A 22,751-nucleotide genomic window follows, 5' to 3' on the forward strand; every position below is an offset into this window, starting at 1 on the left:
CACCTGAGCAGCCGACCAACGGTCGGCTCTACACGGCGGGGGCCGTCTCCTGAGCAGCCGACCAACGGTCGGCTCTACACGGTGGGGGCCGTCTCCTGAGCAGCCGACCAACGGTCGGCTCTACACGGTGGGGCCGTCTCCTGAGCAGCCGACCAACGGTCGGCTCTACAACAGGTGTGGGCCGTCTTCCAGGACCTGGCGCAGGAACGGCACGGTGATGCGGCGCTGCGCCGCCAGCGATTCGCGGTCCAGCCAATCCAACAGACTGACCAGGCTGCCCAGCTCGCGGCCGGTACGGGTCAGCAACCATTCGATCGCCGCTTCATCGATCGCCAGGCCCCGTCGCGCCGCGCGCTCGCGCAGCACCGCCGCGCGGCCTTCGTCATCCAGCGGCTGCAGCACCACGCGCACGCATTGCTGCAGGCGTGAGCGCAGGTCCGGCAACACCAGCCCAAGTTGATCCGGCGCGTGCTGCGCGGTGTACAGCAGGGTGATGCCCGCCGCGCGCGCGCGGTTGTGGAAATCGAACAGCGCCACTTCGTCTTCGCGCTGCCCGGCCACGGCATCCAGCCCATCCAGCGCGACCAGGTCGCGGCCTTCCAGTGATTCCAGCGCGGCGCGCGTACGCCCCACCACCGCCTTCAGCGGCAGATAGGTCGGCTGGCGGCCGGCCTGTTCGGCCAGCGAGCACATCGCCAGCGCCTGATGGGTCTTGCCGGTGCCCGGCGCGCCCTCCAGATACACCCAGTCGTGCGCGGCGCCCACGGCAATGGCGCGCAGCTGCGCCAGCGCGCCATCCGGCGCACCGATGAAGGTCTCCAACCGCTCGTCCTGCGGGTAGCGCAGGGCAAGCGGCAACTGCGGAACGACACTCACTGTGCGTCCGGCCCCTTCGGGGTGCCGACGATCACGATCTCGGGCTTGTCGACGTAGGCATCGAGCACGATCGCCGATTTCTCACCGGCGTACAGATCGCTCTGGCGATAGCGCTGATGTGCATAACGCAGCAGCACGTTGCTGACCGCCGCCACCGGCAGGGCCAGCAGCATGCCGAGGAAGCCGAACAGCTGGCCACCGGCCATCACCGCGAAGATCACCGCCACCGGGTGCAGGCCGATCTTGTCGCCGACGATGCGCGGGGTCAGCACGTAGCTTTCCAGCAGCTGGCCCACGGTGAACACGACGCCGACCAGGATCAGCAGCTTCAGATCGAAGCCCTGCGCCTGCACCAGCGCCGCCGCGACCGCCATGACGATGCCGGTGGTCGCGCCGAGGTACGGGATGAAGCTGATCAGGCCGGCCACCAGGCCGATCAACAGGCCCAGTTTCAGGCCGACCAGCGACAGGCCGGCGGCGTACACCACGCCCAGCGCGATCATCACCAGGAACTGGCCGCGGATGAACGCACCGAGCACTTCGTCCGACTCACGCGCCAGCTTGGTGATGGTGCCGACATGGTTGCGCGGAATCATCGAGGCCACGCGCTCGACCAGCTTGTCCCAGTCGCGCAGGAAGTAGAACGCCAGGATCGGCAGCAGCAGGATGTTGACCACCCAGGTCACCATCGTGAACCCCGAGCGCTGCACGTAGCCAAAGAAGGTCTTGGCGAAGCCGCCGGCCTGCTGCCAGTGGCTGCGCACCCATTCGATCAGGCGATCCGGGTCCATCCACTGCATGATCTCCAGCCCGGTTTTCTGCTCGAACCACGGGATGCCTTTTTCCATCAGCCACTGCTGGGCCTGCGGGATCGCCGCCACCAGGGTGGCGACCTGGCGCTCGATCATCGGCACCAGGATCAGCAAGGCGGCGGTGATCAACAGGATCATCGCCACGAACACCAGCACCACGCCGGTGTTGCGCGAGCGGCCGGTAGCCTCGATCCGGTCGACCAGCGGGTCACCCAGCCACGCCAACGCCAGGGCCAGCACGAACGGGGTCAGGATCGGGCCGAGCAGCCAGATCACCCAGCCGGCGGCGAGCGCCACCAGGACGTATTTCAACCGCCTGAGGAACTGCGCGATTTCCGCTTCGGGGGTGAGGATCATCGCAGGCGGTACTCGTTGCTGGGCGGCGGCGGCAGGGCCGAGGGGTTGGTTTCATCGATCGGCACCGGCAGTGCCAGCGGCGCGGTCGGCGCGATCACGCCGTTGTCGCCGAGCATGCGGTTCAGGCCGGCCAGGCCGGTGGTCAGTTCCAGCGACAGCTCCAGGCGATCGCCCGAGGCGCGCACCGGGGTGACGTTGCGGACCACGGCAGTCTCGCGCAGGCCGGCGGCCAGGCGCATGTAATCCTCGGCACTGTTCAGGCCCAGCACCACGATCGTGTAGGTCCCGGCGGCGCCGGTGGCGGCCCCGGCCTTGGCGTAGCGGCGCACCAGCGCATCCGCGGCGCCGTCGGCACCGCTGGCCATCGCACGGCGGGCGTCGCTGTCCTTGGTGGTCCACTTGTTCAGTTCTTTGCCGCCATCAACGAACACCCAGTCCGCCACCCAGCCGCTGCCATCGCGGTAGAGCTTGCCGATCAGCTGCATCGGTGGGGCATAGCGCGCGGAGGCCCGCGCCACGGCGGCCGTGTCCTGGCGCCAGATCGCGCCGACCAGTGCCTGCTCGGCGGCGCTGCCCGAGGGCAGGCCCAGCTTGTAGCCGCGCTCGATGGCGCGGTTGAGCAGCGGGCGGGCCGCATTGGCCTGCTGGACGGTCACCAGGCGCGGGCCGGAGCCATCATCGATGGCCAGCCAGATCACCGGCTTCGGGCGGGGCTGCGGCCACAGCGGCAGCCCGAGGGCAGAGATCAGCCCATCGACGTCATCCTCGCGGAAGCGCGCCACCAGGATGGTGCGGTAGCTCGGCGCGCCACCGGCCGAGGTGCTCTGGTCCTGGCGGTAATCATAGCTGGCCACGTAATCCTTGGCATTGCGCAGGGCCTGCATCACGCCGGGGCGGCTCATCACGCTGCGGTCGCCCGAGAGTTTGGCCAGCACATTGCCCAGCGCCCTGGCCAGGGCACCGTTGCGGTCCGAGTCGGCCTGGCTGTTGACCGGGACCTCGGCCTCGTAAGCGCCACTGGCACTGGCCACATCGCCTTCGGTGCGCAGGCCGCTCTGGGCCATCGAGGCCACCGGCAGGCACAACGCGAGGAACATCATGAAAAAGAGGCTGCGGCGCATCAGGACTTCCATTGAGCGTATCCGGGGGGAATTGTTGCCCGAATAGGGCCTGCGCGCCAACGTGGCCTGTTAAAATCGCGCTTTCACCCCAGCGCAGCGCCGACGCCCGTGACCAATTCCCCGTCCAATCCCTCTCCCCTGACCTACCGCGACGCCGGTGTCGATATCGACGCGGGCAATGAGCTGGTCGAGCGCATCAAGCCGCTGGTGAAGCGCAGTTTCCGCCCGGAAGTCATGGGCGGACTGGGTGGCTTCGGCGCCCTGTTCGACCTCTCCAACAAGTACCGCGAGCCGGTCCTGGTCTCGGGCACGGACGGCGTGGGCACCAAGCTGAAGCTCGCACAACAGCTGGGCCGCCACGACACGATCGGCATCGATCTGGTCGCGATGTGCGTGAACGACGTGTTGGTCCAGGGTGCCGAGCCGCTGTTCTTCCTGGATTATTTCGCCACCGGCAAGCTGGACATCGACACCGCTGCGGCGGTCGTGGGCGGCATCGCCAACGGCTGCACCGAGGCCGGTTGCGCGCTGATCGGCGGTGAGACCGCTGAAATGCCAGACATGTATGCCCCGGGCGAGTACGACCTGGCCGGCTTCACCGTCGCCGGCGTCGAGAAGAGCGAAATGAAGGACGGCGCCAGCGTGGCCGCCGGCGACGTGCTGATCGGCATCGCCTCCTCCGGCCCGCATTCCAACGGCTACTCGCTGGTGCGCCGCATCTATGACCGCGCCGGTCAGCCGGCCGATCTGGAGCTGGACGGCGGGGTCAAGCTGGTCGATGCGCTGATGGCGCCGACCCGCCTGTACGTCAAGCCGATCCTGGCGCTGCTCAAGACCCACGGCGCGGCGATCCACGGCATGGCCCACATCACCGGTGGCGGCCTGACCGAGAACATCATCCGCGTGGTGCCCGACGGCCTGGGCCTGGACATCAAGGCCGACGCCTGGACCCTGCCGCCGGTGTTCCAGTGGCTGCAGAAGGAAGGCGCCGTGGCCGACAGCGAGATGTGGCGCACCTTCAACTGCGGCATCGGCTTCGTGCTGATCGTGGCCGCCAGCGACGCCGCCTCGGTCGGTGCCGCGGTGGCCGCGCAGGGCCTGGACCACTGGACCATCGGTGAAGTGACCCGCGCCGACGGCGCCGAACGCGTCAAGATCGGCTGAGCCCGGTCATGGAGCCCCGCCCGGAGGCCGCCGCTCAACCGCCGTCGCTGCCCACCGCAGCGGCGCCGTCCCTGCCGGCCACGGCGGGCGACACCTCGCAGCTGCAGTTGCTGTCGGTCTTCCACTATGTGTTGGCCGGTCTGACCGCCCTGTTCTCGCTGTTCCCGCTGATCTACCTGCTGATGGGCGTGGCGGTGATCTTCGCCGCGCCGGCGCCGCTGGCGCCCGGTGAGGCGCCGCCGCCGTTCGATCCGCGCCTGCTTGGGTGGGTGTTCGTGCTGATCGGCGGGCTGGGCTGCGTTGCCGGGCTGGTGCTGGCCGGTTACATGGCCTATGCCGGGCGCTGCCTGGCGCAGCGCCGGCGTTACCTGCTGTGCATGGTGGTGGCCGGCATCGCCTGCATCTTCATGCCATTCGGTACTGCGCTGGGCGTGTTCACCCTGGTGGTGCTGTCGCGCCCCGCGGTCAAGGCGGCCTTCCCAACCGCATGAGCAGCCGTATCGCCGTCCTTGCCTCCGGCCGGGGCAGTAATCTGCAGGCCATCCTCGATGCCATCGCCGCGCAGCGGTTGGATGCGCAGGTCGTGGCCGTGCTCTCGGACAAGCCCGAAGCCTCGGCCCTGCTCAAGGTGAGCCCGGATCAGCGCTGGGCACGTTCGCCCAAGGACTTCCCGGACCGCGCCGCCTTCGATGCGGCGATGGCCGATGCGCTGGACGCCTTCGCGCCGGACTGGATCGTCTGCGCCGGTTACATGCGCATCCTCGGCCCGGCCTTCGTGGCCCGGTTCGATGGCCGCCTGGTCAACATCCATCCCTCGCTGCTGCCGCTCTACAAGGGCCTGCACACGCATGCGCGCGCACTGGAGGCCGGCGATGCCGAGCACGGCGCCAGCGTGCACTTCGTGGTGCCCGAACTGGATGCCGGCACGGTGCTGGCCCAGGCCCGGGTGCCGGTGCAGGCCGGCGACACCGCCGACGCCCTGGCCCTGCGGGTGCTGGCCGTGGAGCATCCGCTGCTGATCGCCAGCCTGGCGCTGCTGGTCAGCGGCCGCGTAACTGAACAGGCAGGTCAGCTCCAGCTCGATGGTCACCCCCTGTTTAGCCCGCTGCGCCTAGATTGCGCCGGACAGCTGAACCGATAAGCGCCGCGCACACACGCCGCTGATCCCGGCGCTGGCATTCTTTCCCCTCCTCCACCGACCGGCCCGCATGAGAACGCCTTTGTTCAAGCCCGTGCTGCTGATGGCATCCCTGCTGTGCACCGCCGCCCTTGCCCACGCGCAGGAGACGGCCACGCCACCGCTGCCCGCGCTGCCTGCCATGAGCTGGGAAGCGCCGCCGCTGCAGCCGTTCACCGCCACCTACCAGGCCCTCTACAAGGGCAAGCAGGCCGGCGATGCCACCATGCGTGTCACCCACACCGGCGGTGACCAGTGGCGCGTGGACATGCAGGTGGTCGGCCGCAGCGGTTTCGCCAGCGTGCTCGGCTTGAACCTGGAGCAGAGCACGGTGTTCGAGAACCGCAACGGGACCTATGTGCCGTTGAGCCAGAGCACGGTCCGCAAGGGCCTGTTCCTGGGCAAGAAGGTCACCGGCACCTATGACTGGCAGGCCGGTACCGCCCAATGGCTGGGCGATCTGAAGAAGGAACGCCGCCAGCCGATCCCGCTGCAGCCCGGCGACCAGAGCGCGCTGCTGCTGAACCTGGCGATCATGCGCGATGCGCGTCCCGGCGGGCAGATGCATTACCGCTACGTGGACGTGGGCCGCGTCCGCCAGCACGACTACCAGGCCGCACCGGACACCGAGAACGTGCCCGTCGGCGATCTGTCCTACAACGCGCTGCGGGTGTATCGCACCAACGGCGGCAATGACGAAACCATCCTCTGGATCGCCAACGGTGTCCCCACGCCGGTCCGCATCCTGCAACGCGAAGACGGCGAAGATCGGATTGATCTGCGCCTGATCGAATACCAAGGAGTCTGAGCATGACCACACTGAACCGTCCGCTGACCTGGATCGCCGCCGGCGCCCTTGCCGTGGTGAGCCTGCCGGCCATGGCGCTGCAGCCGTTCAAGGCCGATTACCAGGCCAGCTACATGGGCATGCAGGCCAACGGCACCATGACCCTGGCCAGCGAAGGCGCCAACAAGTGGCGCTACAGCCTGAACGTGAAGAACCAGCTGGCCGATCTCAGCCAGACCACCGTGTTCGAAGAGGCCAACGGCCGCCTGCGCCCGCTGACCAGCAACGACCGCTCGGTGCTGCTGGTCAAGAAGCGCAATGTCGATGCCAACTACAACTGGAACAGCAACCAGGCCACCTGGACCGGCGACGTCAAGCCGGACCGCCGTGGTCCGGTGGCGCTCAAGCCCGGCGACATGGATGCCCTGCTGATCAACCTGGCGATCGCGCGTGATCTGGCCGCCGGCAAGCCGCTGAACTACCGCATGGTGGACGAAGGCCGGATCAAGCCGATGTCCTACAAGGTGGTCGGCAAGGAAAAGATCACCGTGGCGGGCAAGTCCTACGACGCGACCAAGGTCTCGCGCGTGGACGGCAACAAGGAGCTGATCGCCTGGATCGTGCCGGAGTTTCCGGTGCCGGCGCGTCTGCTGCAGCGTGAGAGCGGCAAGGATGCGCTGGATCTGACGATCAAAGGGATGAACTGACCAAGAAAAACGCCCGCTTTCGCGGGCGTTTTTTCATTCCGGCCTGGCCTCGCCGAACACCGTCTTGCAGTCCACCCGGATCTGCTGCCGCGTGTCGCGCCAGTAGTAGGTGCTGCACTGCCGGTTGCCGTCGACACTCTTGTCCACGCCGACCGCATAGAACGACTGGAACACTTCGGTACGGCTGACCGTGCCGTCCGCGTTCCAGTCCATGTCTTCCTGCTGGATGCCCTGGGTGATCGCGATGCCGGCGTACCAGGCGTAGCCCAGCCACGCCAGCACGATCAGTACCAGCACCAGCAGCGCCTTGCGGCGGCGGGTGAACCGGCCGCGCAGGATCATGCGGCGATACGCCGGATGGTGGCGCCCAGCGAGGACAGCTTCTCTTCGATGTTCTCGTAGCCGCGGTCCAGGTGGTAGATGCGGTCGATGGTGGTGTCACCCTCGGCCATCAGGCCAGCCAGGATCAGCGAGGCCGACGCGCGCAGATCGGTCGCCATCACCGGCGCGCCGCTCAGCTGCTCGGCACCGCGCACGATCGCGGTATGGCCTTCGACCTGGATGTCCGCGCCCAGGCGCAGCAGCTCGTTGACGTGCATGAAACGGTTTTCGAAGATCGTTTCGTTGATCACGCCCACGCCGTCGGCCACGCAGTTGAGCGCCATGAACTGCGCCTGCATGTCGGTCGGGAACGCCGGGTACGGCGCGGTGGTCAGGTTGACCGCGCGCGGGCGCTTGCCGCCCATGTCCAGGGTGATGCTGTCTTCGGTGGTCTCGATGTGCGCACCGGCCTCCACCAGCTTGGCCAGCACCGCATCCATGGTGTTCGGGCGGGCACGGTTGACCGTGACCTTGCCGCCGGTCATCGCCGCGGCGACCAGGAAGGTGCCGGTTTCGATGCGGTCGGGCAGCACCTCATGACGGCCACCGGACAGCGTCTCCACGCCTTCGATCACCAGGCGGGCAGTGCCCAGGCCTTCGATCTTCGCGCCGAGCGCGATCAGGCAGTGCGCCAGATCGGTGACTTCCGGCTCCATTGCGGCGTTGTCCAGCACGGTGGTGCCTTCGGCGAGCACGGCGGCCATCAGCACGTTCTCGGTGCCGGTGACGCTGACCATGTCGAAGGTGAAATGCGCACCCTTCAGACGCTTGGCCTGCGCCTTGATGAAGCCGTTCTCGACGGTGATCTCCGCCCCCAGGGCCTGCAGGCCCTTGATGTGCTGGTCAACCGGACGCGAACCGATCGCGCAGCCGCCCGGCAGCGACACTTCAGCCGCACCGAAGCGGGCCAGCAGCGGGCCGAGCACCAGGATCGAGGCGCGCATGGTCTTGACCAGCTCGTACGGGGCCACGTGCTGATTGACCGAGCGCGGGTCGACCACGATCGCGCTGCCGCGCGAGAGGGTGCCCTGGTCGATGGTGACCTTGGCGCCCAGCTCACCGAGCAGCTTCACGGTGGTGACCACGTCGTGCAGGTGCGGCACGTTGGTGATCTCCACCGGCGCATCGGCCAGCAGCGTCGCGCACAGGATGGGGAGGACAGCGTTCTTGGCGCCGGAAATGTTCACTTCACCGTGCAGCGGCTTGCCGCCGGTCACTACGATCTTGGCCATGGAATCTACTTGAATTGAGGTAGAGCCGACCGTTGGTCGGCTGATCTGATTGGTCGGCTGATCTAATCGGTCCGCGGACTAACCCGCTTCGCCAGGGGTGACGGTCTTCAGCGCCAGCGCATGAATCGCCCCGCCCATCAGATCGCCCAGGGTCGCGTAGACCATGCGGTGACGCGCCAACGGCATTTTGCCGGCAAAGGCGTCGCAGACCACGGTGGCCTCGAAGTGCACGCCGTCGTCACCCTGCACGTCCGCGCGGGCGCCAGGCAGGCCGGTTTCGATCAGATTGCGGATGGTCTCGGCGTCCAACGGGCTTTCCTAATAAAATGAGCGCTCATTCTACTCTTCCACGTGGCGCTCGCATGGCTGTCTCGCCCCAACTTCCCCATCCGGCCGACGCTGCGGCACTGGTCGCCAGCGGCCGCCGCGTGTTCGAGATCGAGCGCGATGCGCTGGGCGCGGTCGCCGAGCGGCTGGGCGAAGCGTTCAGCCAGGCCTGCCAGCTGGTCCTGCAGAGCAAGGGCCGCGTGGTCGCCACCGGCATGGGCAAGTCCGGCCATGTCGCCCGCAAGATCGCCGCCACGCTGGCTTCGACCGGCACCCCGGCCTTCTACGTGCACCCCGGTGAAGCCGGCCACGGCGATCTGGGCATGATCACCGAGGCCGACGTGGTGCTGGCGCTGTCCTATTCGGGCGAGTCCGATGAGCTGCTGATGCTGCTGCCGGTGCTCAAGCGCCAGGGCAACCGCCTGATCGCGATGACCGGCCGCCCGCAGTCCAGCCTGGCCACCGCCGCCGACGTTCACCTGGATGTCAGCGTGCCGGCCGAGGCCTGCCCGCTGGCGCTGGCCCCGACCTCCAGCACCACCGCCTCGCTGGCGATGGGCGATGCGCTGGCCGTGGCCCTGCTCGATGCCCGCGGCTTCACCGCCGACGACTTCGCCCGCTCCCACCCGGCCGGCAGCCTGGGCCGCCGCCTGCTGCTGCACATCACCGATGTCATGCACAGCGGCGATGAGCTGCCGCGCGTGGACGTCGGCGCCAGCCTCAGCGAAGCCCTGGTGGAGATGAGCCGCAAGCGGCTGGGCATGACCGCGGTGGTGGATGCCGACAACCGTCTGATCGGCCTGTTCACCGACGGCGACCTGCGCCGCGCGCTGGATACCGAGCTGGACGTGCGCAGCGCGCGGATCGCCGATGTGATGACCCGCGGCCCGCGCACCATCGGGGCCGATCAGCTCGCGGCCGAAGCGGCGCAGCTGATGGAAGCCCACAAGATCAATGGCTTGATGGTGGTCGATGCCGAAGGCCGCCTGGTCGGCGCGCTCAACATTCATGACCTGTTGCGGGCCCGGGTGGTTTAAACCACAGTTGCCTTCCTCCATTCAGCTGAGCTGCCCCCAGACGATGCCCTACTCCCCGTTGCCCGCTTTCCCGTCCCACCTGCATGCCGCTGCCGGCCGTATCCGGCTGGCCTGCTTCGACGTGGACGGCACGCTCACCGACGGTCGGCTCTACTACGACAAGGACGGCAACGAGAGCAAGGCGTATTACGTGCAGGACGGACTCGGCCTGAAACTGCTGCAACACCACGGTATCCACCCGGTGCTGATCACCGCGCGCAACAGCCAATCCGCGCTCAAGCGTGGGGCGGACCTGGGCATCGATACCCAGATCGCGGTTGGCGACAAGCTGGCCAGCGTCAAGGCGCTGTGCGAGCAGCACGGCATCGGCCTGGACCAGGTGGCCTTCATGGGTGACGACCTGCCCGATCTCGGTCCGCTGTGCGCGGTCGGCCTAGCGGTCGCGCCGGCCAATGCCCACCCGTGGATCGCCGAGCGGGTGCACTGGCAGACCCGCAGCGATGGCGGCAAGGGCGCGGCGCGTGAGCTGTGCGACGTGCTGTTGGCCGCCCAGGGCCATGTGGATGCGGTGCTGGCGAGGTTCGGCGCATGAACGTGCGTACCGCCATCGGTGGCCTGCTGCTGGTCGCCGCACTGCTGACCGGCTGGCTGGCCCTGCACCATCGCGACAAGGCCCCCGCGGCCGAGGGCGAGGATGCCACCAAGGATTACGTGCTGCATGATTTCCAGATCGTGGCGCTGGACGAACAGGGCAAGGAATCCACCACCCTGCGCGCCCCGCTGCTGGAGCGTGCGCGCAGCGATGAAACGATGACCCTGACCACGCCCGTGTTCCTGCTGCCCGACCAGGACGGCAACCACTGGGAAATGCGTGGCGACAGTGGCTGGGTCAGCGCCAAGGGCGACCAGCTCAAGCTCATCGGCAACGTCAGCGGCGACAGCCCCAAGGTTGCCGGTGCACCGCCCACCACCTTCCGCACCGATCATCTGGACGTGTTCCCGAAAGAGAACCGTGCCAAGACCGATGCCCGGGTCACCATGACCCGCCCGGGCCTGTCGCAGACAGGTGTCGGCTTCGAAGCCGACATGAAAACCCGGCAGTACAAACTCCTTTCACAGGTCAAGACCCGCTATGAACCGAACGCTGCCCGCTAAGCTCGCGCTGCTCGCCCTGCTGCTGCCCGGCGTGGCGCTGGCCAAGTCGTCCGACCGCAACCAGCCGATGAACCTGGAATCCAACAGCAACGATTGCAACCTGACCGACGATGCGGGCAAGTGCACGTTCACCGGCAACGTGGTGATCACCCAGGGCAGCCTGGTGATCCACGCCGCCAACGCCGATCTGTTCCGCAAGAACGGCGATATCGAACGCGTCGTGCTGACCGGCAAGCAGGCCACACTGGAACAGGAAATGGATGACGGCTCCAAGATGAATGCCTGGGCCGACAACATGGACTACAACGTCAACAGCGAAGTGATCATCCTCACCGGCAACTACAAGGTCGAGTCGCCGCGCGGCACCAACAGCGGCCAGAAGATGACGTACAACACCCGCACCGGCAACATGCAGAGCGGTGGCGACGGCACCCGCGTGCGCACGGTCATCCAGCCCAAGAACAAGGGCGCCGCACCGGCCACCCCGGCTGCCAAGCCGGCCACGCCTGCGGCCAAGCCAGCCACTCCGCCCGCCGCCGGGAGCAAGAAGTAATGCTCGTCGCCAAAGGCCTGCGCAAGCGCTACAAGCAGCGTGAAGTCGTCAAGGATTTCGGGCTGACCCTGGAGGCCGGTGAAGTGGTCGGCCTGCTCGGCCCCAACGGTGCCGGCAAGACCACCTGCTTCTACATGATCGTCGGCCTGGTCGAGACCGATGCCGGCAGCATCGTGCTGGACGGCAAGGACATCACCAGCGACCCGATGTACACCCGCGCCAAGCAGGGCGTAGGCTACCTGCCGCAGGAACCCTCGGTGTTCCGCAAGCTGACCGTGGCCGACAACCTGCGCCTGGTGCTGGAACTGCGCGAGGACCTGGACAAGGCCGGCCGCGAAAAGGAACTGGCCAGCCTGCTGGACGAGCTGCAGATCAACCACGTGGCCGACCAGCTCGGTGCGAGCCTCTCCGGTGGTGAGCGCCGCCGCTGTGAAATCGCCCGCGCGCTGGCCGCCAAACCGCGCCTGATCCTGCTCGATGAACCATTCGCCGGTGTCGACCCGATCTCGGTCGGTGAAATCCAGCGCATCGTCACCCACCTCAAGCAGCGCGGGATCGGGGTGCTGATCACCGACCACAATGTCCGCGAAACCTTGGGAATCTGCGACCGCGCGTATATCCTCAACGAGGGCAGCGTGCTGGCACAGGGCGCGCCGGACGAGATCCTGGCCAACGCCGACGTCCGCCGCGTCTACCTTGGGGACACCTTCAAGCTCTGATCCAGCGGCCGCCGCAACGCCTTCCTTCCGTTCGGCACAGGCATGAAAGCACGGCTGCAGACATCGATGGGGCAACACCTGGTCATGACGCCGCAGCTGCGTCAGGCGATCAAGCTGTTGCAGATGTCCAGCGCCGAGCTGGAGCTGGAAATCAACGAAGCGGTGGAGACCAACCCGCTGCTGGACTGGGCCGAGAACGCTGAACCGGCGCTCGAGGCCAGTCCTGGCGAGGACACGCCCCCGCCCGCCCCCACCGATACCCACGCCGATGGCGAGCACCAGGTCTCGGCCAGCGACGACTGGTCACCCGGCGAAGGCGACTGGACCAGCGGCAGCAGCGGCGGCTCCTTCGACGATGACGACAACGGCAGCGCCGCCGAACGCGTGGCCGAGACCGAATCGCTGGCCGACCACCTGCTCTGGCAGTTGCACCTGTCGCACCTGTCGGCCCGCGACCGCAGCATTGGCGCGGCCCTGATCGATGCCTTCGAAGAAGACGGTTACCTGCGCGAGCCCCTGGCGACCATCGCCGAAACCCTGCTCCCGACCATCCAGGCCGATGAGGCTGAAATCCTGACCGTGCTGCACCAGATCCAGCGCTTCGACCCGGTCGGGGTCGGTGCGCGCTCCCTGGGTGAATGCCTGGACCTGCAGCTGCTGGTACTGCCCGCGCAGACCCCGGGCCTGGCCCTGGCCCGGCGCATCGCCGATGGCCCGCTGGAGCGCCTGCCCCGCAGCGGCGTGGCCGGCATCGCCCACGAGCTGCGCGAGCCACTGGCCGAGGTCGAGGTCGCGGTGCAGCTGCTGCGCTCGCTGGACCCGCGCCCGGGTACCCAGATCGGCGAGCTCTCCCACGACAGCTACGTGGTGCCGGACTGTGTGGTCTGGCGCCAGAACGGCGTCTGGCGCGCCGCCCTGGCCGGCCACGCCGGGCCCAGAGTGGTCATCCACCGCGGCTACGAGCAGCTGATCCGCCGCTGCGGCGAGGCCGACGCCGGCTACATGCGCGCCCACCTGCAGGAGGCACGCTGGCTGCTCAAGGGCCTGGAGGCTCGCGGCGAGACCCTGCTGCGGGTGATGCGCTGCCTGCTCGACCAGCAGGCCGCGTTCCTGGAGTTCGGCGAACAGGCGCTGCGCCCACTGACCCTGCGTGAAGTGGCCGGCGAGCTCGGCCTGCACGAATCCACCATTTCACGCGCGATCGCCCGCAAGTACGTGCGCACCCCGCGCGGCACCCTGCCGCTGCGCGCGTTCTTCGCCTCCGGCATCGATACCGACAGTGGCGGCGAAGCGTCCAGCACCGCCATCCAGGCCATGCTGCGCCGGCTGATCGATGACGAGAACCCGCGTAAGCCGCTTTCTGACGCCAAGCTGGCTGACCTGCTCAAAACCTCGGGAATACCGGTGGCGCGACGCACCGTGGCGAAGTATCGTGAAGCCATGAACATTTCCGCCTCGCACGAAAGGGTAAGAATCGTCTGACGCTCCACCGCGCCCGGCGGGAAGGTTCATTGGCACATCCGAACAAAGGAGAAACCCGATGCACATCGAGACGTTTGGCAAGGACCACCTTGAGATCACCCCGGCTCTGAACGAGTACGTGGAGACCAAGCTGGAACGGCTGAGGAAGCACTTCGACCAGCACTGCGAGGTTCGCGTGCAACTGTCGATCCGCAAGCCGGAGCACCATGCCGATGCGAGTGTGAATGTTCCCGGGCAGACTCTGCACGCGGACGCCAGCGGCCCCACCATGTACGCCGCGATCGACATCCTGGCCGACAAGCTTGACCGCCTGGTCATCAAGCACAAAGAGAAAAAGCAGCAGCACGCACCGCAACCGCTGCCGGTGGGCGACAATGAGGGCTGATGCCCTCGTTTCCACCCCGACATGCCTCTGACTGATCTTCTGGCGGCCGTCCGCACGCAAGTGCTGCCGGCCGCCGATCGCGACAGCGTGCTGAAGGCCGCAGCCCGCCTGCTGGCCTGCCGCGAAGCCAACGCCGAGCTGCTGTACCAGAACCTGTGCCAGCGCGAGACGCTGGGCAGCACCGCGATCGGCCACGGCATCGCCATTCCCCACGGCCGTGCCCCCCTGCTTGAACGCCCCCGCGGCGCCCTGCTGCGGCTGGAATCGCCGGTGGAATTCGGCGGCGATGAACCGGTCGACCTGGTCTTCGCGATTGCCGTGCCTGCGCACTACACCCATCAACACCTGATGCTGCTCTCCGAGCTGGCCGAGCTGTTCTCCGAACCGGCCATCCGCCAGGCGCTGCGCGAAGCGCGCGACGGCGACGAGCTGCGTCGGGTCATCGAATTCCCCCCGCCGGCGAGTGCCGCATGAATACCAGCATCACCGCGCGCGAACTGTTCGAACAGCAGCGTGACCGCCTGAGCCTGCGCTGGGTCGCAGGCCAGCAGGGCGAGCGCCGTGAGCTGGAGGCCGGCAACAAGGTCTCCCGTCGTCCTTCGCTGGCCGGCTACCTCAACGCGATCTACCCCAACAAGGTGCAGATCCTGGGCACCGAGGAACTGTCCTGGCTGGACTCGCTGGACTCACGCCAACGCTGGGAGACCATCGAGCGGATCATGCAGTCCCATCCGCTGGCGCTGGTGATCACCCGCAACCAGTCCTGCCCGGAGGACCTGCGCGCGGCCGCGGACGAATCGCAGACCCCGCTGTGGATTTCGCCCAAGCGCGGCCACGAACTGCTCAACCACCTGTCCTACCACCTGGCGCGCACGCTGGCGCCGCGGGTGATCCTGCATGGCGTGTTCATGGAGATCTACTCCATCGGCGTACTGATCACCGGTGAAGCCGGCTCGGGCAAGAGCGAGCTGGCGCTGGAGCTGCTCAGCCGCGGCCACCGGCTGGTCGCCGACGATGCCCCTGAGTTCACCCAGATCGCCCCGGACGTGCTCGACGGCACCTGCCCGGAGCTGCTGCAGGACCTGCTGGAAGTCCGCGGCCTGGGCGTGCTCAACGTGCGCGAGATGTTCGGTGACACGGCGGTAAAGAAGAACAAGTACCTTCGGCTGATCGTCCACCTGACCAAGCCGATGACCGAGCCCACCCCCTACGGCTATGAACGCCTCACCGGCGACTCGGGTACCCGCCACGTGCTGGACCTGGATGTGCCGCTGATCACCCTGCCGGTGATGCCCGGCCGCAACCTCGCCGTGCTGACCGAAGCCGCCACGCGACTGCACATCCTGCGGACCAAGGGCATCGACCCGGCCGCGATGTTCATCGCCCGCCACAGCAACATGTTGGAACGCCGCACGCCATGACCACACCCGCCCCCGCCTCCGCCCCGACCGCCGCCACCCTGATCATCGTCAGTGGGCTGTCCGGGTCCGGCAAGACGGTCGCGCTGAAGACCTTCGAAGACCTCGATTACTACTGCTCGGACAACCTGCCGATCGACCTGCTGCCGGATTTCGTGCGCAGCCTGCTCGGCGATCCCGGCCGCGAGGCCCCGCGCCGGCTGGCGGTCGGCATCGACGTGCGTGCGCAGAGTGACCTGACCCAGCTCTCGCACTGGCGCGAGGATGCCAAGGCCGCTGGCCTGGATGCGCAGCTGCTGTTCTTCGATGCCACCGATGAAACCCTGCTCAAGCGCTACGCCGACACCCGTCGCCGACATCCGCTGAGCCAGCTCGGGCTGTCGCTGCCCGAAGCGATCGCCCGCGAGCGCGAACTCACCGCGCCGCTGCGCGCCGCCGCCGATGCGGTGATCGATACCAGCCATCTCAACGTGCACCAGCTGCGCCGCAAGGTGGTGACCGAGTTCGCGCTGGCCCATGGCAACAAGCTCTCGCTGCTGTTCGAATCGTTCGCCTACAAGCGCGGCGTGCCGGCCGAAGCGGACTTCGTGTTCGACGTGCGCGTGCTGCCCAATCCGCATTGGGATCCGGAGCTGCGCCCGCTGTCCGGCCGCGATGCCGGGGTGCGCGAGCATCTGGACGAACAACCCGATGTGCAGCGCTATGCGGGCCAGCTGGTCGATTTCCTCGACACCTGGCTGCCGCGGCTGGGCAATGACACCCGCAGCTATGTGACCGTCGCCTTCGGCTGCACCGGCGGCAAGCATCGCTCGGTGTACATGGCCGAGCGCATGGCCCGCCATGCCCGCGATCAGGGCTGGCCCGAAGTGGCCACCTTCCACCGCGAACTGGACTGAAAACGGGATTGCCGGCAGTGGCCGGCAGCCCGGGGGATCGGGCGTGGCGCCATGCCCGCCCGGCCCACGAAGCGACGGCACCGCGTTGCCTTGTCCTGCTCCGGGCGGGGACAGGTCATCGACACGCTGAACCGCGGAACACAGCAGTCTTTCACGCGTGCTATCGCCAATTCATGTTGACCTGTTAACGTTCGGGAATGACCTGTGGCATTCTCCTCGTAACTCATCCCGGTGTCGGCACGGCCCTGCTGGACGTGGCGACCCGTCTGCTGCGGCACCTGCCGCTGAAGACCGAAGCTTTCGAAGTACCGTTCGACGCAGATATGGACGTCCTGCTCCCGCTCGCCTCGGCCGCTTTGCGCCGGGTGGACAGTGGCCAGGGCGTGCTGATCCTGACCGACCTGTACGGCGCCAGCCCCAGCAATCTGGCCGGGCAACTGGCTCGTCTGGGCACCCCGGCACGCCGGGTTTCGGCGCTGAGCCTGCCGATGTTGATGCGGGTGATGAATTATCCGGAACAGGGACTGGATCAACTGCCTGCCACAGCCGCGGCAGGCACTCGCAATGGAGCGATTGTCGACGATGCTTGAACGTGAACTCACTGTTTCCAACCGCCTGGGCCTGCATGCCCGCGCCACTGCCAAGCTGGTGCAGGAGCTGGCGCCCTTCCGCTGCAACGTGACCATGGCCGCCAAGGGCCGTGAGATCAATGCCAAGAGCATCATGGGCGTCATGCTGCTGGCCGCCGGCCAGGGCACCCCGGTCACCGTGCGCATCGAGGGCGAAGACGAAGCCGCCGCGATGGACGCGGTGGTCGCCCTGTTCGAGCGGCGTTTCGACGAGGACAACTGAGCATGGGGGGGCAGCCGCGATCGGGATCCTCCGCACCGGCCCGGACCGCGTCCGGGGCGATGCTGTTGTCCGGCCACGGTGCCTCGCGCGGTAACGCCCTGGGCCGTGCCCGGGTGCGCCTGCCGCATGCCCTGGAAGTGGCCGAGCAGCGCATTGCGCCGGCCAAGATCGAAGCCGAGCTGGAGCGCCTGCACGTGGCCGTGGAAGCGGCCCGCGGCGAAATGCACGAGCTGCGCCAGCGCCTGCATGGCGCGCTCAACCAGGAGGTCGGCGAATTCCTCGATCTGCATGCCCTGCTGCTCGATGACCCCGAGCTGCTGTTCGGCCTGGACGAACTGATCCGCAGTGGCCCCTACAGCGCCGGCTACGCCTTGCGCGTGCAGCGCGACCGCCTGGCCAAGGTCTTCGATGGCATGGACGATGCCTACCTGAAGAGCCGCATGGACGATCTGGACCATGTGATCGGGCGCATCCATGCCTTCCTGCAGAAGCGCCCGCCGGACGTCAAAGGCATGGCCGGCGAGATCCTGATCTGCGACAACATCGCCCCCTCCGAGCTGGCCCAGCTGCAGGCCCACGGCGTGGTCGGCATCGTCACCGCCGGGGGCAGCGCGCTCTCGCACAGCGCGATCCTGGCGCGCAGCCTGCACCTGCCGTTGATCGTCAACGTCCCGAACGTGCTGCAGAAGGTGGCCGACGGCGACGTGCTGATCATGGACGGCAGCGATGGCACGGTCACCATCAACCCCCAGGCACAGGACCTGCGCGACTACCGCGTGCGCCTGCGCGAGCACGCGCGCGAGCAGCGCGAACTCGGGCGCCTGCGCACCAAACCCAGCCGCACCCGCGACAACGTCGATATCGCCCTGCTCGCCAATGCCGAGTCCAGCGAAGACGTGACCCAGGCGCATGCGCTGGGCGCGCACGGGCTGGGCCTGTACCGCACCGAATTCCTGTTCCTGCAGCGCAACGAGCTGCCGGACGAGCAGGAGCAGTTCGAGACCTACCGCGATGCCGCCCTCGGCATGAGCGGGCGGCCGGTCACCATCCGCACCCTGGACCTGGGCGCGGACAAGGCCGACCGCACCGGGCTGACCCTGAGCAACGAAGAAAACCCGGCGCTGGGCCTGCGTGGCGTGCGCCTGTCGCTGGCGCGGCCGAAAGTGGCCGACACCCAGCTGCGCGCGATCCTGCGCGCCTCGGCCTACGGCAAGCTGCGCATCCTGATCCCGATGGTGAGCACCCGCGAGGAAATCCTTGCGGTCCGCCGGCGCCTGGCCAAGCAGGCCGAACTGCTGCGCGCGGAAGGCCATGAAGTGGCCGAGCACATCCCGTTCGGCGCGATGATCGAAGTACCGGCCGCCGCGATCGCGCTGGAGAGCTTCATCGATCTGGTCGACTTCCTCTCGATCGGCACCAACGATCTGGTCCAGTACCTGCTTGCCGCCGACCGCAACAACGAGGCGGTCGGCGAGCTGTACTCCCCGCTGCACCCGGCGGTGGTGCGCCTGCTCGCGCACATCCTGCGCACCGGCCAGGCGTACAACATTCCGGTGGCGGTCTGCGGCGAGATCGCCGGCGACCCGCTGATGACCCGTCTGCTGCTGGCGCTGGGGCTGACGGAATTCAGCCTGCACCCCGGCACCCTGCTGGAAGTGCGCCGTGCGGTGCGCGACAGCGATCTGTCGGTGCTGCAGGCGATGGCGCCCAAGCTGCTGCAGGCACGCGACCGCCGCGGCATTGAACGCTGGATCGAGAAGGCCCGGTAGTGCCGGCCGCTGGCCGGCTCCGCATGAACCTTCGGATCGGTATGCGTGGTTGCCGGCCAGCGGCCGGCACTACCGTCGTTGAATGCGTGCGTCCCACGCGCAACGCCGTCTGCGCGCTACCCGATTGACACACAAGCACGCGATAATGACGCGGTGACCACCGCCCATGCCGCATCCTCTACCGGATAGCGGCCTTTTTCTTTTTCCGCAGGAGCTGCGCATGGCCGAAGCCGTACGCCACGACAAGACGGCGCGCCAGCTGCGGCTGTTGTCCGATGCACTGGACAGCGGGCGGCTGGGTCCGGTCCGTCGGTTGGTCAATACCCTGGCGCCGGCGGAAATCGGCAACCTGCTCGAATCGCTGCCGCCGGGCAAGCGTGAGATCGTCTGGGGCCTGGTGGATCCGGAAGACGACGGCGAGGTACTGGTCCACGTCGGCGAAGAAGTGCGCGAAAGCCTGCTGGCCGACATGGACCCGGACGAGATCATCGCCGCGGTCGAAGATCTGGACATCGATGACCTGGCCGACCTGGTCGAAGACCTGCCGGACACGGTCATCGATGAAGTGCTCAAGTCGATGGACCGCGAGAACCGCGAGCGGCTTGAGCAGGTGCTGTCCTATCCCGAAGACAGCGCCGGCCGCCTGATGAACCCGGACGTGGTGACCGTGCGCGCCGACGTCAATGTCGATGTGGTGCTGCGCTACCTGCGCCTGCGCGGCGAACTGCCCGACCACACCGATCACCTGTTCGTGGTCAGTCGCCGCCACCAGTACCTGGGCCGCCTGTCGCTGGCCGCGCTGGTGACGCACGAGGACAACACCCCGATCAACCGCCTGATCGATGACGAGCAGCCGGCGATCGATGTCGGCGAGAGCGCCGATGAAGTCGCGCGCCAGTTCTCCGATCATGACTGGGTGTCCGCGCCGGTGGTGGACGACAACAACATCCTGCTCGGCCGCATCACCATCGATGACGTGGTCGACATCATCCGGTCGCAGGCCGAGCACCAGGCGCTGGGCGCCGCCGGTCTGGACGAAGAAGAAGATCTGTTCTCGCCGATCAAGCGCGCCGTGCGCGGTCGCGTGGTCTGGCTGGGCATCAACCTGTGCACCGCGTTCCTGGCGGCCAGCGTGATCGGCCAGTTCGAGCTGACCCTGCAGAAAGTGGTGGCGCTGGCCGTGCTGATGCCGATCGTGGCCGGCGTGGGCGGCAATGCCGCCGTGCAGGTGCTGACCCTGATGGTGCGCGGCATCGCGCTGGGCCAGGTCGGCCAGAGCAACGCGCGCATCCTGCTGTGGAAGGAATCACGCGTCGCCTTGATCAACGGCACCCTGATCGGCACCGTGGTCGGCATCATCGCCTACCTCTGGTTCCACAGCTTCCTGCTGTCGCTGGTGATCACCCTGGCGCTGATCATCAACTTCTGCGCCGCGGCCCTGGCCGGTGTGCTGCTGCCGCTGCTGCTCAAGCGCATGAACGTGGACCCGGCCGTGGCCGGTACCGTGGTGGTGACCGCTGTCACCGATGTCATGGGCTTCTTCAGCTTCCTCGGCCTGGCCAGCCTGATCCTGCTGCACTGACCCTGGACACCGCATGGCCCTGACCCTCGACAACTACTTCCAGCCCGGCTGGCGCGACGCGACGTATACCTGCGCCGCCTGCGAATGGCAGGGCAGCGCGCGGCAGATGCCGATGGAACTGCACGAAGACGAAGCGCAGTTCGACTGCCCGCAGTGCGAGAACCCGATCCTGCTGGTGGTCCACCCCAGTCTGGCGCAGGTGCAGGCGGCCGCCGCCGACGGTCACCCCGAGGCGATCGAACAGCTGGACATCCTGGCTGCGGCCCCGCGCCCGCACTGATGCACTGCAAGATGCTCCGGCGCGCCACCGGGCCTAGACTGAAAACGATTTCAATCAAGGCACGACAATGGCACGACGTTGGAGTGGATGGCTGCTCTGGGCAGTGGCGATGATGACGGTGGCCGGCTGCGCGAGCACCCCGGCGGCCTCCGGTGGCCAGTTCGTCGGCCGTGCGGTCAAGGTGGATGGCCATACCGCGTATTACCAGGTGTTCGTGCCGCGCAACGCCGCCGCCTCACGCGGCCAATTGCCGGTCGTCCTGTTCCTGCATGGCTCCGGTGAGCGTGGCCGCGACGGCCGCCGCCAGACCCAGGCCGGGCTTGGGCCCTACCTGCGCCAGCACACCTCCACCTTCCCCGCGCTGGTGGTGTTGCCGCAGACCCCGGATGACCAGGAATGGTCGGGCGAGAACAACCGCATCGCGCTGGCTGCACTGGATGCCGCCATCGCCGAGTTTGGGGCCGACCCGCAGCGGCAGTACCTGACCGGGATGTCGATGGGCGGCTACGGCAGCTGGAACATCGCGCTGGCCGAACCGACCCGCTTCGCCGCCATCGTGCCGGTCTGCGGCGCGGTGCTGTCCCCGCACCAGAGCCGCCCGGACCTGCAGGTGGAGGCCGTGGCCGGCCAGCGCGACCCGTACGCCGCCATTGCCCAGCGCCTGCGCAACGTCCCGATCTGGATGTTCCATGGCGCGCTGGACGACCTGGTACCGCCGGATGACGACCGCAAGCTGCACGCCGCGTTCCAGCAGGCCGGTGCGAAGGACGTGCGCTACACCGAGTACCCCGAAGGCAACCACAACGCCTGGGACGCCACCTATGCCGATGCGGCGATGTGGGCGTGGATGTTCGCGCAGAACCGTTGATGGATCACGGTGGCCGCGACGCTTGACGGGTGGCCACGATCGGTAGTGCCGGCCGCTGGCCGGCTCTGCAGAGGTCCCGGTAGTGCCGGCCGCTGGCCGGCTCTGCAGAGGTCCCGGTAGTGCCGGCCGCTGGCCGGCTCTGCAGCAAACCGTCATCGATCGCCCGCGCTTCGTGAAGCCGGCCAGCGGCCGGCACTACCTTATTTGGCTTTTTCGCCATAACGGTCTGCGCCGTTGGCCGATACCAGGGGGCTGCGGGATCACTCACGATGCGCCATGAGTTCTTCTCGACTACGCGTGGGGCGCTGTTCGATTCCAGGGCAGACCTACGTCCTGACCATGGTCTGCCATAACCGCAAGCGCTGGTTTGTTGATCCCGACGTCTCCGCAATTGCCATGTCGCACCTGAAGGAAATGGACGAACGTGGATACGTACGATCCCTTGCCTGGGTGGTCATGCCCGACCATCTGCACTGGATGGTGGAACTGGAAACGAAGCCACTGGCCGATATCGCTCGACGCTTCAAATCATCGACTGCGTTGGCGATCAATCGATCTCAGGGTCGTGGTGGTGCGTTGTGGCAAGCCGGTTACCACGATCACGCCGTGCGTTCCGACGAGTCGCTGCATCGGCATGCGCTGTACATCCTCGGCAATCCGATCCGTGCAGGTCTGTCAGGGCAGATCGGAGACTACCCGTACGCATGGACCCTTTGGCCAGATGACCGGTAGTGCCGGCCACTGGGCGGCTGCCGATGCATGCGGCGGAGCCGGCCAGCCGCCGGCCCTAACCAGCGCGCGGGGGGGATTTCTG

The 22,751-nt window shown here is 67.5% G+C and carries 28 protein-coding genes; 22 read left to right on the forward strand and 6 right to left on the reverse strand.

Going from position 1 to position 22,751, the window contains the following annotated elements:
• Positions 1–165: 165 nt before the first annotated feature.
• From hda to ABE571_RS18135, 3 genes are read right to left on the reverse strand one after another with little or no spacing between them, the layout of a single operon-like run.
• Positions 166–876 (reverse strand): DnaA regulatory inactivator Hda, encoded by a 711-nt coding sequence (hda, locus tag ABE571_RS18125; protein WP_019185422.1) that lies wholly within the window; start codon positions 874–876, stop codon positions 166–168.
• The gene (locus ABE571_RS18130) at positions 873–2,045 is read right to left on the reverse strand and encodes an AI-2E family transporter (RefSeq protein WP_313212594.1); all 1,173 of its coding nucleotides are present in this window, start codon (positions 2,043–2,045) and stop codon (positions 873–875) included. Before ABE571_RS18130 ends, hda begins: the two co-directional genes overlap by 4 nt.
• Positions 2,042–3,166 (reverse strand): DUF2066 domain-containing protein, encoded by a 1,125-nt coding sequence (locus tag ABE571_RS18135; RefSeq protein WP_313212593.1) that lies wholly within the window; start codon positions 3,164–3,166, stop codon positions 2,042–2,044. Before ABE571_RS18135 ends, ABE571_RS18130 begins: the two co-directional genes overlap by 4 nt.
• A gap of 138 nt (positions 3,167–3,304) precedes the next feature.
• Here ABE571_RS18135 and purM point away from each other — a divergent pair, with 138 nt between their 5' ends.
• The 5 genes from purM to ABE571_RS18160 all read left to right on the forward strand — a co-directional run bounded on the left by purM (position 3,305) and on the right by ABE571_RS18160 (position 7,001).
• Positions 3,305–4,330, forward strand: coding sequence for a phosphoribosylformylglycinamidine cyclo-ligase (gene purM / locus ABE571_RS18140; protein ID WP_313212611.1), 1,026 nt, complete (start codon positions 3,305–3,307; stop codon positions 4,328–4,330).
• 8 nt (positions 4,331–4,338) lie between these two features.
• The gene (locus ABE571_RS18145; protein WP_313212592.1) at positions 4,339–4,821 is read left to right on the forward strand and encodes a hypothetical protein; all 483 of its coding nucleotides are present in this window, start codon (positions 4,339–4,341) and stop codon (positions 4,819–4,821) included.
• A complete protein-coding gene (purN, locus tag ABE571_RS18150) occupies positions 4,818–5,471 on the forward strand; it encodes a phosphoribosylglycinamide formyltransferase (RefSeq protein WP_313212591.1) in 654 nt (217 codons plus the stop codon). The genes ABE571_RS18145 and purN overlap by 4 nt, the downstream gene beginning before the upstream one ends.
• Before the next feature lie 100 nt (positions 5,472–5,571).
• Positions 5,572–6,315 carry a DUF3108 domain-containing protein gene (locus ABE571_RS18155; RefSeq protein WP_313212610.1) on the forward strand — a complete coding sequence of 248 codons (744 nt, stop codon included), beginning with the start codon at positions 5,572–5,574 and terminating at the stop codon, positions 6,313–6,315.
• 2 nt (positions 6,316–6,317) lie between these two features.
• Positions 6,318–7,001 (forward strand): DUF3108 domain-containing protein, encoded by a 684-nt coding sequence (locus ABE571_RS18160; protein WP_313212590.1) that lies wholly within the window; start codon positions 6,318–6,320, stop codon positions 6,999–7,001.
• Positions 7,002–7,034: 33 nt separating this feature from the next.
• Here ABE571_RS18160 and ABE571_RS18165 read toward each other — a convergent pair whose 3' ends face one another.
• The 3 genes from ABE571_RS18165 to ABE571_RS18175 form a co-directional block, all read right to left on the reverse strand.
• Complete coding sequence (locus ABE571_RS18165; RefSeq protein ID WP_313212589.1) at positions 7,035–7,343, reverse strand: EF-hand domain-containing protein; 309 nt, start codon at positions 7,341–7,343, stop codon at positions 7,035–7,037.
• Positions 7,340–8,614, reverse strand: a complete 1,275-nt coding sequence (gene murA / locus ABE571_RS18170) for a UDP-N-acetylglucosamine 1-carboxyvinyltransferase (protein ID WP_313217454.1) — start codon at positions 8,612–8,614, stop codon at positions 7,340–7,342. The genes ABE571_RS18165 and murA overlap by 4 nt, the downstream gene beginning before the upstream one ends.
• A gap of 78 nt (positions 8,615–8,692) precedes the next feature.
• On the reverse strand, positions 8,693–8,923 hold the full coding sequence (locus ABE571_RS18175) for a BolA family protein (protein ID WP_313212896.1): 231 nt from the start codon (positions 8,921–8,923) through the stop codon (positions 8,693–8,695).
• A 53-nt stretch (positions 8,924–8,976) separates the two neighbouring features.
• Between ABE571_RS18175 and ABE571_RS18180 the strand changes: the two genes are divergently transcribed.
• From ABE571_RS18180 to ABE571_RS18260, 17 genes are all read left to right on the forward strand, one after another.
• Positions 8,977–9,978, forward strand: a complete 1,002-nt coding sequence (locus ABE571_RS18180; RefSeq protein ID WP_313217452.1) for a KpsF/GutQ family sugar-phosphate isomerase — start codon at positions 8,977–8,979, stop codon at positions 9,976–9,978.
• A gap of 43 nt (positions 9,979–10,021) precedes the next feature.
• Positions 10,022–10,570 carry an HAD hydrolase family protein gene (locus tag ABE571_RS18185; protein WP_346494342.1) on the forward strand — a complete coding sequence of 183 codons (549 nt, stop codon included), beginning with the start codon at positions 10,022–10,024 and terminating at the stop codon, positions 10,568–10,570.
• Positions 10,567–11,133, forward strand: a complete 567-nt coding sequence (gene lptC, locus ABE571_RS18190) for an LPS export ABC transporter periplasmic protein LptC (protein ID WP_121043149.1) — start codon at positions 10,567–10,569, stop codon at positions 11,131–11,133. The genes ABE571_RS18185 and lptC overlap by 4 nt, the downstream gene beginning before the upstream one ends.
• Complete coding sequence (gene lptA / locus ABE571_RS18195) at positions 11,111–11,686, forward strand: lipopolysaccharide transport periplasmic protein LptA (protein ID WP_313212888.1); 576 nt, start codon at positions 11,111–11,113, stop codon at positions 11,684–11,686. Before lptC ends, lptA begins: the two co-directional genes overlap by 23 nt.
• Positions 11,686–12,405 (forward strand): LPS export ABC transporter ATP-binding protein, encoded by a 720-nt coding sequence (lptB, locus tag ABE571_RS18200; protein ID WP_019185407.1) that lies wholly within the window; start codon positions 11,686–11,688, stop codon positions 12,403–12,405. Before lptA ends, lptB begins: the two co-directional genes overlap by 1 nt.
• Before the next feature lie 42 nt (positions 12,406–12,447).
• On the forward strand, positions 12,448–13,887 hold the full coding sequence (locus ABE571_RS18205; protein WP_313212885.1) for an RNA polymerase factor sigma-54: 1,440 nt from the start codon (positions 12,448–12,450) through the stop codon (positions 13,885–13,887).
• A 58-nt stretch (positions 13,888–13,945) separates the two neighbouring features.
• The gene (gene raiA, locus ABE571_RS18210) at positions 13,946–14,272 is read left to right on the forward strand and encodes a ribosome-associated translation inhibitor RaiA (RefSeq protein ID WP_046274055.1); all 327 of its coding nucleotides are present in this window, start codon (positions 13,946–13,948) and stop codon (positions 14,270–14,272) included.
• A 21-nt stretch (positions 14,273–14,293) separates the two neighbouring features.
• Positions 14,294–14,746 carry a PTS sugar transporter subunit IIA gene (locus ABE571_RS18215; RefSeq protein WP_121043141.1) on the forward strand — a complete coding sequence of 151 codons (453 nt, stop codon included), beginning with the start codon at positions 14,294–14,296 and terminating at the stop codon, positions 14,744–14,746.
• Positions 14,743–15,693, forward strand: a complete 951-nt coding sequence (gene hprK / locus ABE571_RS18220) for an HPr(Ser) kinase/phosphatase (protein WP_019185403.1) — start codon at positions 14,743–14,745, stop codon at positions 15,691–15,693. Before ABE571_RS18215 ends, hprK begins: the two co-directional genes overlap by 4 nt.
• Entirely contained in the window at positions 15,690–16,586 is an 897-nt protein-coding gene (gene rapZ / locus ABE571_RS18225; protein ID WP_183073811.1) for an RNase adapter RapZ, read from the forward strand. Before hprK ends, rapZ begins: the two co-directional genes overlap by 4 nt.
• Before the next feature lie 197 nt (positions 16,587–16,783).
• Complete coding sequence (locus ABE571_RS18230) at positions 16,784–17,176, forward strand: PTS sugar transporter subunit IIA (protein WP_019185401.1); 393 nt, start codon at positions 16,784–16,786, stop codon at positions 17,174–17,176.
• Positions 17,169–17,438, forward strand: a complete 270-nt coding sequence (locus ABE571_RS18235) for an HPr family phosphocarrier protein (RefSeq protein WP_088432826.1) — start codon at positions 17,169–17,171, stop codon at positions 17,436–17,438. The genes ABE571_RS18230 and ABE571_RS18235 overlap by 8 nt, the downstream gene beginning before the upstream one ends.
• A 59-nt stretch (positions 17,439–17,497) precedes the next feature.
• Entirely contained in the window at positions 17,498–19,207 is a 1,710-nt protein-coding gene (gene ptsP, locus ABE571_RS18240; RefSeq protein WP_313212877.1) for a phosphoenolpyruvate--protein phosphotransferase, read from the forward strand.
• Positions 19,208–19,427: 220 nt separating this feature from the next.
• Positions 19,428–20,789: a magnesium transporter gene (gene mgtE / locus ABE571_RS18245; protein ID WP_123728558.1), complete on the forward strand. Its 1,362-nt coding sequence runs from the start codon at positions 19,428–19,430 to the stop codon at positions 20,787–20,789.
• Positions 20,790–20,802: 13 nt separating this feature from the next.
• Positions 20,803–21,069 (forward strand): hypothetical protein, encoded by a 267-nt coding sequence (locus tag ABE571_RS18250; protein WP_152153549.1) that lies wholly within the window; start codon positions 20,803–20,805, stop codon positions 21,067–21,069.
• A 67-nt stretch (positions 21,070–21,136) separates the two neighbouring features.
• Positions 21,137–21,937 (forward strand): prolyl oligopeptidase family serine peptidase, encoded by an 801-nt coding sequence (locus tag ABE571_RS18255; protein ID WP_346482186.1) that lies wholly within the window; start codon positions 21,137–21,139, stop codon positions 21,935–21,937.
• A gap of 276 nt (positions 21,938–22,213) precedes the next feature.
• Positions 22,214–22,669: a transposase gene (locus tag ABE571_RS18260; protein WP_346494344.1), complete on the forward strand. Its 456-nt coding sequence runs from the start codon at positions 22,214–22,216 to the stop codon at positions 22,667–22,669.
• Positions 22,670–22,751: the final 82 nt, after the last annotated feature.

Origin of the sequence: Stenotrophomonas sp. TWI273, from assembly GCF_039674765.1 — a bacterium.
Taxonomy (GTDB): Bacteria; Pseudomonadota; Gammaproteobacteria; order Xanthomonadales; family Xanthomonadaceae; genus Stenotrophomonas.